Source organism: Methanothrix sp. (assembly GCA_029907715.1).
Taxonomy (GTDB): domain Archaea; phylum Halobacteriota; class Methanosarcinia; order Methanotrichales; family Methanotrichaceae; genus Methanothrix_B.
In genome coordinates, this window is record JARYLI010000016.1 from 24,096 (window position 1) to 37,938 (window position 13,843).

The window sequence follows — 13,843 nt, forward strand, 5'->3', positions numbered from 1 at the left end:
CCAATCCGAAGTGCTAAATAGCTTCGCTCTTATCCATTTGATGACTTGTCTGAAGGAGCAGAGGCCATGCTATGCGTTCGTTTCGACTTACCTTCGACTGCATCAAAGGCTGGCAATGAATGCTTTCATCGACCACATTGCAGCTCTGCAAGTTGCTACGCACGTAAGAGCGAATAGCTTATAATCAACTTCATGTGATTCAGCAACATCTGTCCTGGGAAGAGCTGCAGATGGCAGAGCATTTCTCCTTTGATGTCCTGAAGCGATCGAGGGTGACGCGCGCGAGGCTTGGGGTGATCAGGACGCGCCGGGGATACATAGAGACGCCCCAGTTCGTCCCTGTCGCCACAGTGGCTTCTGTCAGGGCGCTCGGTTCAGATGACCTGAGAGCCCTGGGTGTGCAGGCGATATTCGCAAACACGTATCATTTGCATCTGCGAACAGGAGAGGATCTCATAAGGAGGATGGGCGGGCTCCACAGGTTCATGTCATTTGATGGCCCCATCTTCACGGACTCAGGCGGGTTTCAGGCATTCTCCCTTGGGCTGGGGCGGGAGCACAACATAAGCAAGATAGGAAGCATCTTCCCGCAGGGAAGACGGTCTCCAGAGCGCAGAGAGAACCTGACGAGGATCACAGATGAGGGCGTCGCCTTCAAATCCTTAATCGATGGTGGATGGCATTTTCTCGACCCCAGGAGCGCCATGCGGATCCAGAGCAGGCTTGGATCTGACATCATCATGGCATTCGATGAATGCACATCTCCGCTCTCTGATTATGACTACACCAGAGAGGCTATGGAGAGGACCCACCGCTGGGCTGTCCAGTCTTTGAGGTACCACGACAGGAGACAGGCAATATACGGCATCATACAGGGAGGATGGTTCGAGGACCTCCGCAGGGAGAGTGCGGATTTCATAAGATCGTTGCCTTTCGACGGCATCGCGATCGGAGGCTCTCTCGGAAACTGCAAGGAGGACATGCACCAGGTTCTTGATTGGGTCATCCCAAGGCTGGATGACCGACCCAGGCACCTGCTTGGAATCGGGGAGATCCCGGACATCTTCGAGTGCGTCGAGAGGGGAATCGATACATTCGACTGCGTCCATCCAACAAGAATCGCACGCAGAGGCAACCTGTACATATCCCCGGCATCAGGAGGATGCATTGAAAACAAGTTCAGGATAAGCATAAAATCCTCGATCTTCAGGGACGACAAGAGGCCCGTGGACCCGAGATGCGGGTGTCCAACATGCAGGATGTACAGCAGGGCGTATCTCAGACACCTCTACATCTCGAAGGAGCTCTCATACTTCAGAGCTGCCACCGTCCACAACGTCTACTTCATGCTCAGGCTGATGGAGTCGATAAGGAGATCTATAAGAGAGGGAAGGTTCAGCGCGCTCAAGAGAAGGTGGATGAAGAGTGAGCCATGATGGAGGGTCTGGCAACAATCCAGTCCATTATTATTCTGGTGGCGGGGAACGCCGTTTATCGCATGATCCAGCATCCGGATCCTCCAGCTTCAGGATCCGCATCGATAAAACACAGGCGACGATAATCCTCTGCGGGCTTTACATATTTTTCTCACTGGCAGGCAACATAGCCGCGACAAAGGTCACCTATTTCGGAAGACTTGTCATGGATGCTGGCTTCATATACTCCATCACGTTCACATGGAGGGACCTGATACACAAGCAGCTTGGAAAGAGGGCTGCCATCACCACGATCTGGCTGAGCGCGTTTGTAAACCTCCTGGCAGCCCTCTACTTCCAGATCGTGGTTCTGATGCCGGCGGAGCCTGAGTGGGCCGCAAACGGCGGGCAGGCTGCATGGCAGTTCCTTTTCGGGATATTCGAGACTTCTGGTGGCCCATGGTGGCAGTCGATCTTCTCCCTCCAGCTCAGGATCGTTCTCGGCTCGGTGATAACCATGGTCATAGCAGAGCTCATCGACACCCAGATCTATCACCTCTGGGTCACTGGCTGGGGCAGGAACAGACCTCAATGGGCCAGGGTTGCGGTGTCCAACGCGATATCGATACCTGTAGACAGCACATTGTTCCCGCTTATAGCATTCACCGGAATAATCGGATTCGATGCGATGATCCAGATGTTCCAGACGAATATCGTTGTGAAGGTGATTGTCACGCTTCTCACATTCTGGACGATATACCTGGTGCCAGAGAGGCCGATATTCGAGCAGCATGGAGATGACGCAAAGCACAATTGATCCCGGGGAGCGAAGATCTGCTGAATGTGATGGTATTTGCTCAACGCTCTTATCCATCTGATAACTTGCTCGAAGAGACACCAGTCACGCTATGCGTTCGTGTTGAGCGAATGGGTGCATTCAGCGACCGGCCTGCATATCCTTCAAGTTGCTGAATACATAAGAGCATTGCTCAATATCGTGAGAGTGCTCGAGTTACTGATCAAGTGAAGCCGCCATGGCACAGTTGTTCATCCAGAAATCGTCAGGAGGGCAATTTAGCTCAACGTATTGAGCATGTTCTCTGATGCTGCAGCGCGCGCCCAGAACATAGAATAATTTAAGTAGATTTCTACCCAACGTGGAATCATGGACGTACTGGTGCTCTGCATCGACCGCGATGACGATCTGGGTCGGAAGGCCGGCATCAAGAGCCCCGTGGTGGGAAGGGAGGAGAACCTGCACGCGGCTCTTGCTCTCGGGCTTGCTGATCCGGAGGAGTCCGACACCAACACGATCTTCGGCGGGCTGAAGATTTACGACGAGATCTCCGCAGAAAGATCTGTTGAGATAGCGACTATCACCGGCGACGAAAAGGTCGGGCTCAGCGCGGACAGAAAGCTTGCAGAGCAGCTCGAGCAGCTCATAGAGCGCCTGGACCCGAAGTCTGTCATTGTTGTATCGGACGGCGCTGAGGATGAGGCGATCCTCCCGATAATACAGTCCAGGATAAAGGTCGACGGCGTAAGGCGTATACTGGTGAAGCAGAATCCGAGCATCGAGAGCACATACTACCTGCTGAAGCAGGTATTCACAGACCCGAAGATAAGCCACACGATATTCATCCCACCCGGCCTGGCGCTGCTGATGTTCTCCATATTCTACCTGCTGAACTATCCGAACGGAGCGATCATAGCCATAACAGGCTCTGTCGGGCTCTATCTTCTCTTCAGAGGTCTCGGACTGGACGACTTCCTGGACGAGACTAAGAAGACGCTGAGAGGATCGCTGTATGCCGGAAAGATATCCTTCGTCACATACATACTTGCCGGGATGCTGATAATAATAGCCACAATCCAGGGCATAGCGAACGTGTGGTATTCATACAAAGGTCCGATATGGTATGGCTACCTCACGCTGCTGATGCTCTTCATAAACGCCAGCGTCTGGTGGTACGTTGCAGCAGGCATCTGCGCCAACGTGGGGAAGCTCATAGACATGCACCTGGAGGGCGTGAAGGATCCGAGAACATACTCGTATCCCTTCTTCCTCTTCGCAACAGGTCTCATATTCTGGGGCGCGAGCATAGTGATACTCGCGAACTTCACGCAGGACTTCAGCATGTCCCCCCTCGGTTCGATCCAGTACTTTGCGGTCTGCGCAATGGGGGCCATGGCCACAGCCCTCCTCGGTATAAAGCTCAAGAGCTACATAGCCAGGAGAAATGGGGCTGGCAGAGAGATCATAAAGGAGGGCGTGCAGACGAAGTGCTGACGCAAAAGCAGTTCGCTCTTATGTGGTTGGCAACTTGCAGAGCTGCAATGTGGTCGCTGAAAGCATTCGAGAATTCCTAAGAACCAGTTTTTGATATAAAACAGCATCTATACAATTACTTAGCGGCATGGAAAATCGTGAAAAGGGGGTTAATAGGAATACTCATTCATTGCCACGCCTTCGATGCAGTCGAAGGTAAGTCGAAACGGACGCATAGCATGGCCTCTGCTCCTTCAGACAAGTCATCAAATGGATAAGAGCGAAGGCATTTTCACTCCCATCCAGCTGTGATTTGCCCCTCCATATCGGGTTCATGTGATCTGGCGATGAATGCGTTCAGCAGCATGCCTGCTGCAAGCAGACTACTGGCAGATCATGCCTTAATGTCTATCAGGCTCCCTGCTGGATCTCTGGAGGAGCACATCGTACAGCCTCTCCCAGTCGAGAGTTGTAGAGACACAGCCTGCTGTGGTGAGAGGGACACCTATGGCCGGTATTCCGTGGCTGTGGCAGAGTATGAGCCCTTCTTTTATCTCCATCTCGCACCCTACGCCGACTATGCCCTTCGGATGGTACCTCTGAATGATGCGCTTTATGAAACTCGATCCCGGAACAACAAAGAACCTGTAGCCTCTTGATTCGGCGAGCCTCTTCGCTTCTCCTATTCCACACCTGCCGCATCCCACGCATGTTATCCCCTCTGGCGTGAGCTTCGCGGGACACTCAACGGATCGCAGGCACTGGGGCATGAACACGAACCTCTCCTCCACGGGTGTGGCATAGAATTTGCCCCTGTTGATGTAGTTCATCAGAGATATCCCGACATCATCCACGATCTTGTCGTCCGCACGGGCCATCCAGAATATCGCCTTGACGAAGCTCTCCAGCAGGCTTATGCCTATGAGCATCGGCCTGGCCAGGAAATATCGCCCGGTCTTGAAGGATATACCGACGAGCAGCGCGATGATAAGCGAGAGGAGAAGTGAGATTATAAGAGCGAGCACCACAGCTTTTCCAACAAACAGGTAAACCTGATCGAAGTAGTTCATCGGGCGAGTCTTGGATATCGATGATATTAATCTTACTTCGACGAATTCGAAAGACAGCCCTCGAGGCATCCATCATCCCAAACGTTCCATACATGCATGTGGTTGCTGAACTTCATGCATCCTCCTTTGCGGGATTCGCCTCGTCCTTTTCTCTATGAGCCCGTCTCAAATCTGGATCGGCAGTGCAACAGGCTATCCTCCAGCGACTATGAGGTTCTGGGATTCCCCGGATATCTGTGAAGCGGCTGTTCTGAGAGGGGTTCTACGATATCGGGACCCTCCTGGATCTGCAGCTTCCGCCTCCCAGGAGGCATACGACCAGAGATGCGAGGAGTACTGCCATCACTCCCGTCAGGAATATGCCGTCGAATATGCCGGCGCCGCCTATCGAGAGTGCCAGAGGTCGGGGGTATGCAGATGGAGGGGCGAGCGCGGGCAGGACCCCTGGCGTGAGCAGGTTCATAACATCCGCGCCGAGAAGGGTGCCGATCGAGCCGCTGATGTAAGCGATCGCTGGCGCGGTTCTGTATCCTCTGCAGAGGGTGACCGCCACGAGTGCAGCAGATACCGGAGGGACGTACACGGGAAGGGTTATCCCCACATTCGGGACCGGCTCTGCCATCATGTACGTGATTAATGCCACGACCACCGATCCGAAGAGAGCTGTGGAGACCGGCGCTCTCCGCCGCCTGAGGAGATCAATGCTAACGAGAACCGGAACAATGCATCCGCCGACGTTGACCAGGAGACGCACCGGATGGAAGCTCACAGGGATGTCAGAAGGAATCGCGCTCATCATATCGATCATGAACGCCGGATAGGTTGTTATAACACCGCTGTGCAGCGGTATATCTATCATGCTTCCAATTACCGAGCCGAATACCATCAGGCTAGCATGCCAGTGGCCGAATCCGATCTGCTCGAATGCCTCCTCCGTGATGCGTATGAAGAGATATATGAATATCAGCGGGAGGGCCAGGAGCAGAATTACAAGTAGGAGGAAGAAGGGGATCATCAGCTCCAGCATCTCTCATCCACCACTCATTGCGTATCGCATGCGGGCAGCCTCTTCTCGATCACATCGCCATTCGGGCTGGTCTCAGAGAAGATCTGTGCCTCGAAGCACTCTATAACAGTGTCATCATCGAGCCATGCATCAACAGGAAGCCCTGCCTTGAGGCACGTCTGACAGAGGAAGTCCACCGAATCGAAGCCGTACTCCGTCGCGACCTGGGGCAGGAGCAGGCCGGAATACATGCCCCTGGTGACGATCAGGCCGTGCCTCCCTATCTGGACCCGCTCAGGCAGCGTTTTTTTATCGCCATCGATCACCTGGGGCTCGGTGAGAACCGTCACCTCTATGGTTATATCATCAAGCTCCTCCGGACGAACCCTCGGAAACCTGGGGTCTCTCGTGCCAGCATTTATCGCGGAATCCACAATTGCCCTTCCAAGCGGAAGGACTGCTCTGGGATAGCCTATGCACCCACGGAGCTCTCCGTCCTTCTCCAGGGTCACGAAAACGCCACGCCGCTCAGCGAAGACCCCGGGAAGATCGTGCGGATTTATGATCTCTTTCCTGTTGACGTAAGCTGTCAGCGCCTCTCTGGCCAGCCTGACCGCCCTCCTTCCTTCCTCCAGTGTGAGCATAAACATAAATTGACCCGTATCAGATTAAAATCTTGTGAGCTGGCGGACGGGAATATGAACATGCTCAATACGTTGAGCTATAGTATTCCGCATAAGTTGCTATAATATAGGAATATCACATAAAATCGTCTATGAAGTATGAGATATCCAGTAGCTTTTAAATGGGTTTACATGGAGTGACGCAAAGGACTATAAATTGCCCTCCTGACGATTTCTGGATGAACAACTTTGTCATAGCGGATGGACGAGCGTGCTTCACTTGATCAGTAACTCAAGCACTCTCACGATATTGAGCAAATACGGGAATAGCATGCATTCTGGCACGCACAATTGCATTGGAGAACGGGCAGATAAAATAATGGCAGAGGTCAGAGGAACCTGAAGCCCTTTGGCATCTCCCCAAACCTCTTCCGGAACTCTTCGGGCCAGTTCTCCGGGTCCAGGCCTTTCTGTCCGAGAAATACGCTCGTCCATCTCTCCAGGCCCACTCCACTGCAGCCGCTCCAGAGGCTCTCGCCGCTCTGTGCCTTTACAGAGAACCCCTTCGGATACTTCTCCCCGTTAACAGAGAGGTTCTGGAACTCGATCCAGTTGCCGCTGTAGGGGAGCAGCGCCTCGTAGTCTATTGTGCCGGCACCCTCCATCTCAGCAAGGCCTGTCCTGCCCTCCTGCGCCATGAACCAGGGAGTGACCCAGGCCATGCGCCAGCGCAGCTCCAGTATCTCCTCGAAGATCCGCCTGTACCTCTCCTTGAGCCGCTCCGCCTCCTCCATGACCTGCTGCTTTGTGCCGAGCCACACGATCTCGATCCTGTGGAACTCGTCTACGCGCTCTATGCCATGAATGCCTCCGGACTCGTATCTGTGACTTGTTCCAGACCTGTCGAACACCTTTATGGGGAGCTCATCGTTCGGAAGCGTGGCGCCCTGGAGGAAGACCCAGAATGTGGGGCACTGAGCATAGCACATCCCGCCGATCGGGTAGTCGATCTTCTCCTTTATCAGATCAAGCGGAACCTCATGGGTCACCTTGTAGTAATCCATGACCTCCTCCCAGAACGCTGGGTCCCTGCTCTTCGGCGGGCACACGTAGTAGATCTCAGGGTAAACTCCCTGGGCATGACCGCTCCTCTTCCACACATCCCATGTGTCGAGCTTGGGAAAGATCATCTCCCTGTATCCAAGCGGCTCAAGGATCTCCTCGAGCACGATCTTCTCGAACGTCCTGAAGAGATGTGTCGACTGCGGGCCGTGTATCCACTGGCCTCTCGCGGATCCGTGCTTTATCCATCCCCTCTTCAGCATCTCCTGCGTGGGGTCGCCATCGAATTTAATCTCCCTCAGCGGGCTCTCCCAGAGCAGCTCCCAGTGCTCGGCCTTTCCGCCGTAGCTCTGGAGCTTCTCCTCGAGCAGACTGACAATCCTGTCAGGGATGCGGTTCTCGAGCATCCATGTCCATCCGCGCTTCGGATCCTCGACGCCCAGGAGGAGCGTGAGGCGTCCGTCCTCGTATCTCGACTCCCTGACATAGGGAATCCTGTGGGTTATCGGGCGATCGGACTCGATCTGTATCTCAAACCTGCTGACATCTATGCCCCGTATCCCCAGCCTGTGTTTTCTGCCGAGGAGATCCGCGAGCGGTTTTCTGAGCCTCAGAAGGGCATCATGAGCCCTCACGTACCTGTCACTCTCTATCGTTATCTCCAGCCGGTCATCTGCGACCCTCCAGCCATCAACCCTCGCGCCCATGCCCTCAGGCGCGCCCTTCTTCAGGAGGTCCGCAGCCTGCTTTTCGAAGAACTCGGCGAGATCGCCCTCAGCCTTTGCGGCATCGCCGCTGAGCTTCAGGCTCGCCTCCAGGTGAAATCTCATCTCAAACCTCCGAGGAGCCAATGGCCTCCTCAGCCACCTTGATGTTCATCAGAAGATCATCGACCGTGGACAGCACTGTTCCGATCCTCTCAGCAGAGAGCTCCACGATCAGCTCATCCTTCTGCACAGAGACCTTCATGCTTGGAAGGTTGTCCGGCTCCAGCGCCTTTGATATCTCCTGCACATCACTGCCCCAGAAGATGAGCTTTACATATATCATCGCTTCAGCTGACCACCGATGATCTCATTCAGCTTAAAGAGGAACTGCTCCTCAGTGCCAGGCGGTATCGAGGCGCCGCTTGCTATGCTGTGCCCGCCGCCCTTTCCGCCAACGCTCTCCGCAGCCTGTCTCAACGCTACTGACAGGTCCAGACCTCTCCTTATGAGCGGCCTGTTACCCCTCGCAGAGACCCTGACGGTGCCGTCTTTGTTATTCAGAACTATGAGAGGTTTATCAGTGTAAAGATACCTTATGCCGAGACCTGCTATGACCCCACCGCCGTGGAGGTTCTCTGCTATCAGGTACCTTATGTTCTCCATCTCTTTATTGTTCCTGCGGAGCAGATCGATGCCTTCAAGAATCTCCTTTCTGTAATCATCTGCGATCCTTCTCGCTTCAGGGAGCGCAGACCGGTCCCGCAGACACAGTGTCAGGCCGACTCCAGGTCTCTCAAGACGGCCGCACGCGTTCAGGAGTAGAACGAGCTCGAAGGCGTTCTCGACCACCTCTCTCTTCAGCCGTATCATCTCTCCTATCACCGAATCCGCAGCGAAGCTTCCCTGCATGAGAAGCTTGAGAACCAGCGCTGTTGAGAGCCTCGTAAGCGGCTCTCCTCTGAGATCCTCCACCTTCCCATCAACGCCGACCTCTCTCAGGAACGCCCTCACCCTCTCCGGATCTCCGGTGAAGTCGAGCAGCGGCTCGATTGAGCGCTCGAAGACCTTCGAGACATCGCCGTCCTCTGCCATCTTGAGCCCGGGGCGCACCTCCACAGCACCCGCGGCCAGCCCCTCCTCGAGTATAAGCCTGTTTGCGCCGATCATAGCCTGCCTGTCGCCTATCGCGCCCACAAGCGCAAGCCCTGCGAGGTCCCTGTTATCACCCATCTTTCTCACGACAGAGTAAACGACCCCTGACGCGCTCATCTCAAAGGCCCCATCGATGCCGAAGCTATGAGGGTTAAGCGACATGCAGTCCAGAGAGTCGACAGGCCTGTGATGGTCGAGCACAAAGACGTCGCCCTTTACTCCGGATACCACCTCAGGCTGACCGCTGCCCATGTCGCAGAAGACGATCGGCGGCTCCAGGCCCTCAATGGCATCCGCACTCAGACGCGGCGTCAGCCTGGCCTGGAACGGAATCCCGGCGCGAGCGAGAGCGTTGCAGAGCAGACCTGCCGATGATATACCATCAGCGTCGTCATGTGAGACCACGACAACCCTATCGCACTGGAGAACGGCCCTGGCTACGGACTCCGCGGCTTTCTCGAATGCCTTCATGATCACTGCTTTGATGATATCTGAATCTCGGCGGCCTCAGGCCTGTAATCCCATGTGGCAGGCAGCCTGCCAACCCGCTTGTAGTACTTCACCAGCCTGCGGATCTTGCTCTCAACAAGCTGGAGGGCCCTCTTGTTGTGTATGTCCTTTGTCCTTGGAAGCCTGCCCCCGCTTGTATCGCTCACAGCACCCTTCGGGAGGGCTCTGAGGAGGTGTCGCCTCAGTCCAAGCGCCTTTCTCATCAGGTTGCTCAGATCCTCAGGTATCTCCGGGAGCGCGTTCCTCTCTCTGAGGAAGCTGCTCAGGCCCTTTCCGAGGACCATCTTGACGTTCGGCACACCATACTGATCCCTGAGCGTGAGTCCGATCATCGCAGTCGACATCCCCCTCTCATGGAGGGTCATTATGGTCTTCTCGAGCTCCTCCTTGCTCACATCACACCACTCAGGCAGCTTGTCCACCAGCGGTGGTCTCGATCTCGATGAACCCTTCTTACGACTATGCATTCTGGCCATTTCAAATCCTCATCATACAATAAGTGCGAAGGCAGAATGATCATCGTAACTCAGGATAAAAAGCTTGCGCCGTTCGCAGGCGCCGGCCGGGAGGAATGAATGCGAGATCGCTCTCATCCCGCTCTCATCCGTTTGATGACTTGTCTGAAGACCAGGGGTCATGCTATGCGTTCGTTTCGAGTTAGTTGAAGGCACGGGATCGGTGATCGCACAATCCTCGAAATCATAAAGGCCAGGCATAAAGCCAGAATCTCTGCCAGAGAATCGCACCATCGAAGATCTGCAGCATCGTTATCTATAGTATTCCGCATAAGTTGCTATAATATGGAATATCACATAAAATTGTCTATGAAGTATGACATATCCAGTAGCTTTTAAATGGATTTACATGGAGTGACGCAAAGGACTATAAATAGTAGTGGGAGATGGCCAATGTCAAGTTAGATCTGCTGAGGGAGTTCATTGTGTTATTTGTGGTGCCTTGACAGCTGTTTAGCGCCGGTCTCTCCGCAGGGTGCTCAGTAGTTAAGTTTTGACATATTACTGGGCATCCCGGGACCGGGCTCCGCAGGTGACTGATCCTCAGGCAAGCCGGGTGGCGCAGCTGGTGGTGACTCCGGGCTCTGGCTTATGACAACCAGTTGCGATACCATCTGTAGCTCACGCGTGAATCCATATTCTGCGTATGATATAGAGGAAATCACATCATAATATCCAGGCTGCTGTGCGATTATCGGATACGAGACCGTCTCCGGCCGGCCCGGATAGAGCGTGACCATGTACATCGCCGGGCCAGAAGTCATCAGGCCATACGGAATCAGGGGCACCACGCTTGCCTGTGTCGCATTATCCCCAGCGTAGATCAGGTTGAGCGTGACCACTGCTGTATCGCCCACACTGATGCTACCCCTGTCAAGCAACTGGCTCGCAGTGAGCTCTGCCACTGCGAACCCTGTGCACAAACCCACTCCCAGCAGAAGCAGGAGCGCAAATCCTACTCGCATCATCGCCCTGATCTTGTACGATGCTTAATTTAAAAGTACCTCTTATACGAGGGTAATATGAGGTCTACAACAGCGCATTGAGTGGTGAAAGCGCACCGCATGTGCCTCGTGTTCTTCATTCTGGATATCTGCAGCGTCCATACCTGGTGCTCCATGATCCAGGGCTGGAGTCGGGCGCAGCCTCTGACCTGCTCACTACAGCCAGTACCTCCTGATGGGCTCGAGCCGGTCACCGAGCTCGTAGACTATTGGCCTTCCCGTTGGAACCACCAGACCCTCTGTTGGAACTCCCTCCATATGGTTCATGAAGGCACGAATGACATTCGCGTGTGTCGTCACTATGACCCTTCTCCCTGAGAGGATCTCCGGAGCTATCTCGTACGTCCAGAGGATCAGAAGACGCTCCTGCACATCTCTTATTGATTCCCCCGCAGGTGGTCTATCCAGATCCCTGTACCTTCTGTCAAAACGCGGATGCCTTGGATCATCGTATGGCATAGCAGGTGGCCGGATATCAAACCTGTGCCTGTATTTCTTCAACTCGTTGGGAACATCATCTATGACCTGGCCCTCCAGCTCTCCGTAGTGCCGCTCGTTCAGCATCCAGGATTTCCTGACGGGTATCCAGAGCAGGTCCATCTCATCCAGGACTGCGCAGAGTGTCTTTATGGCACGCCTGAGCATCGAGACGAAGGCGACGTCGAACGTGTATCCCTCTCTTCGCAGGATCCTGCCCGCCTCTCTCGCCTCCATCATGCCCTCTGGTGTGAGATCGGGATCCGACCATCCGGTGAACCTCCTCTCAGCATTGTAGCTGCTCTGGCCGTGTCTGAGCATGACCAGTCTGTACATGCAGTCAACCACAGGCAAAGATTGTTATATAAAGATGTCAGAGATGAATGCATGAATGGCCGGCTGTTCTACGCACCGCTAACATTTCTCTTCATGGCTGTTCTGGCGCTGCTGGTATTCCTGGTCGTCTCCCTGCTCTTCGTTGGTGCGCTGCAGACTGCCTTCCTCCGGCTCGGGTTTGCGTGGCATGATGCGCTTCTTCTGCTCCTCGCCTCCCTGATCGGAAGCAGCATCAACATTCCTTTCAAGGAGATACGATCGGAGATACCGGTGACCAGGACGGCGTATGTCAGGGTTTTCGGAGTGAACTACAGGATCCCCGTCTACGAGACCGTTTACAACAGCACCACAGTGGCCCTGAATGTGGGTGGCGCAATGATCCCGATCCTGGTATCTGTGTATCTGCTTCTGGCGTTTTCGCACGCCCTGGCATATGCAGCAGCAGCCACTGTTATTGTGACGCTTGCTGTGCACAGGATCGCCAGACCTGTCCCGGGCCTGGGCATAGTGACGCCTGCCCTTCTTCCACCGCTCATAGCAGCACTGTCATCACTGGCTGTGATCATGATTGCTGGAGGTCCTCGAGAGCTTGAGTTCGTCACAGCATACGTCAGCGGCACGCTGGGAACGCTCATCGGCGCTGATATTCTCAACCTCAACAGAATTCAGCGCCTCGGCGCTCCTGTGGTCTCGATCGGTGGCGCAGGGACCTTTGATGGCGTTTTCCTCACAGGCATCATCGCTGTGCTGCTCGTCTAGCCGAGACCTCCTCAAAATCCCTCAGGAGGGACGCGAACCGGCGCACGGTCTTTCGGAGGGACCTGAAACCCTCCTCGTCCTTCTGCACATCCTCCAGAGTATCCCTTGACCAGAATGTGGCGCCGAGGTTCGCCCCGAATGATCCCCCACCCACTGGGACAATCCCGTTCAGGATATAGAATGTGATGATCTGGTATATCGCCGCCTCCTGGCCGCCTATTCTGTCACCGCCCACTGCTATCGCCATGCCAACCTTTCCCCTGAAGAAGTCGAAGTCCGCTGCAACCAGCGCTCTGCATCTGTCCATGACCGCCTTGGTCTGGGCGCTCACACCGCCGTTGTATACGGGGGTTGCGAATATCAATCCCCTTGCATTTTTGAGAAGGGGATACAGCTCGTACATGTCGTCCTTTATCGCGCAGGTCTTGTTTTTGAGACAGTAGTCGCAGTGTCTGCAGAACCCGATGTTCTTCCCCCTGACGGTGAAGAGCTCGGTCTCGAATCCACTCTCTCTGAGCATCTCCAGCGCCCTGGTGAGGACATGCTCCGTGGCCCTGTTGCGCGGGCTGCCTGATATGCCGAGAATCATGGATTTTACATGGCACTGCATTGTACTTCAAACTGTGGTCGCTGGAGGGGGACCTGTCCGAATAACATTATTACCTTCTCGCGAGGTCGTAGTAGAACATAAACATTTTACATAAGTTGTTTCAGCATTCTATAGCTCTTGTCCATCGCAGGCTTCCAGGTTCTTATCCTTGCGTTTGAAGTTCACAGTTATAGAGCAGAAGAATATTTTTGCTCTTTGCTTGAAGGAGGAGAATACAGACTCCACAAGGCTTCGATAGCTCTCGACTGTCATCGAGAGGCTTCAACAAAGTTGAAGCCCCAAAAGATTCGTATCTGACTTTTACGCCAGGCCGGCAGAGTGCGTCTCT

The 13,843-nt window shown here is 54.3% G+C and carries 14 protein-coding genes; 4 read left to right on the forward strand and 10 right to left on the reverse strand.

What is annotated here, in order from left to right; genetic code table 11:
* The first annotated feature begins 230 nt into the window (after positions 1 to 230).
* The 3 genes from tgt to QHG98_08495 all read left to right on the forward strand — a co-directional run bounded on the left by tgt (position 231) and on the right by QHG98_08495 (position 3,705).
* Positions 231 to 1,436 (forward strand): tRNA guanosine(34) transglycosylase Tgt, encoded by a 1,206-nt coding sequence (gene tgt, locus QHG98_08485; protein ID MDH7597753.1) that lies wholly within the window; start codon positions 231 to 233, stop codon positions 1,434 to 1,436.
* Positions 1,426 to 2,232: a VUT family protein gene (locus QHG98_08490; protein ID MDH7597754.1), complete on the forward strand. Its 807-nt coding sequence runs from the start codon at positions 1,426 to 1,428 to the stop codon at positions 2,230 to 2,232. Before tgt ends, QHG98_08490 begins: the two co-directional genes overlap by 11 nt.
* A 348-nt stretch (positions 2,233 to 2,580) precedes the next feature.
* A complete protein-coding gene (locus QHG98_08495; GenBank protein MDH7597755.1) occupies positions 2,581 to 3,705 on the forward strand; it encodes a DUF373 family protein in 1,125 nt (374 codons plus the stop codon).
* 380 nt (positions 3,706 to 4,085) lie between these two features.
* Here the strand turns inward: QHG98_08495 and QHG98_08500 are convergent, their stop codons facing one another.
* The 9 genes from QHG98_08500 to QHG98_08540 all read right to left on the reverse strand — a co-directional run bounded on the left by QHG98_08500 (position 4,086) and on the right by QHG98_08540 (position 12,146).
* Positions 4,086 to 4,754 (reverse strand): DUF116 domain-containing protein, encoded by a 669-nt coding sequence (locus QHG98_08500; protein ID MDH7597756.1) that lies wholly within the window; start codon positions 4,752 to 4,754, stop codon positions 4,086 to 4,088.
* 262 nt (positions 4,755 to 5,016) lie between these two features.
* Positions 5,017 to 5,781, reverse strand: coding sequence for a DUF1614 domain-containing protein (locus tag QHG98_08505; GenBank protein ID MDH7597757.1), 765 nt, complete (start codon positions 5,779 to 5,781; stop codon positions 5,017 to 5,019).
* A gap of 14 nt (positions 5,782 to 5,795) precedes the next feature.
* A complete protein-coding gene (locus tag QHG98_08510; GenBank protein MDH7597758.1) occupies positions 5,796 to 6,404 on the reverse strand; it encodes a TIGR00296 family protein in 609 nt (202 codons plus the stop codon).
* Between the two features lie 368 nt (positions 6,405 to 6,772).
* Positions 6,773 to 8,275: a serine--tRNA ligase gene (locus tag QHG98_08515; protein ID MDH7597759.1), complete on the reverse strand. Its 1,503-nt coding sequence runs from the start codon at positions 8,273 to 8,275 to the stop codon at positions 6,773 to 6,775.
* A 1-nt stretch (position 8,276) separates the two neighbouring features.
* Positions 8,277 to 8,495, reverse strand: coding sequence for a KEOPS complex subunit Pcc1 (locus QHG98_08520; GenBank protein ID MDH7597760.1), 219 nt, complete (start codon positions 8,493 to 8,495; stop codon positions 8,277 to 8,279).
* Complete coding sequence (locus tag QHG98_08525) at positions 8,492 to 9,775, reverse strand: DHH family phosphoesterase (protein MDH7597761.1); 1,284 nt, start codon at positions 9,773 to 9,775, stop codon at positions 8,492 to 8,494. The genes QHG98_08520 and QHG98_08525 overlap by 4 nt, the downstream gene beginning before the upstream one ends.
* A 2-nt stretch (positions 9,776 to 9,777) precedes the next feature.
* Positions 9,778 to 10,281, reverse strand: coding sequence for a 30S ribosomal protein S15 (locus tag QHG98_08530; GenBank protein ID MDH7597762.1), 504 nt, complete (start codon positions 10,279 to 10,281; stop codon positions 9,778 to 9,780).
* Positions 10,282 to 10,808: 527 nt separating this feature from the next.
* The gene (locus QHG98_08535; protein ID MDH7597763.1) at positions 10,809 to 11,297 is read right to left on the reverse strand and encodes a hypothetical protein; all 489 of its coding nucleotides are present in this window, start codon (positions 11,295 to 11,297) and stop codon (positions 10,809 to 10,811) included.
* 192 nt (positions 11,298 to 11,489) lie between these two features.
* Positions 11,490 to 12,146: a 2,3-bisphosphoglycerate-dependent phosphoglycerate mutase gene (locus tag QHG98_08540; GenBank protein ID MDH7597764.1), complete on the reverse strand. Its 657-nt coding sequence runs from the start codon at positions 12,144 to 12,146 to the stop codon at positions 11,490 to 11,492.
* A 51-nt stretch (positions 12,147 to 12,197) separates the two neighbouring features.
* On the opposite strand from QHG98_08540, the gene QHG98_08545 reads away from it, so the two are divergent.
* Positions 12,198 to 12,905, forward strand: a complete 708-nt coding sequence (locus QHG98_08545) for a DUF1614 domain-containing protein (protein ID MDH7597765.1) — start codon at positions 12,198 to 12,200, stop codon at positions 12,903 to 12,905.
* Here the strand turns inward: QHG98_08545 and QHG98_08550 are convergent.
* Entirely contained in the window at positions 12,883 to 13,494 is a 612-nt protein-coding gene (locus QHG98_08550; protein ID MDH7597766.1) for a flavodoxin family protein, read from the reverse strand. The genes QHG98_08545 and QHG98_08550 overlap by 23 nt on opposite strands.
* Positions 13,495 to 13,843: the final 349 nt, after the last annotated feature.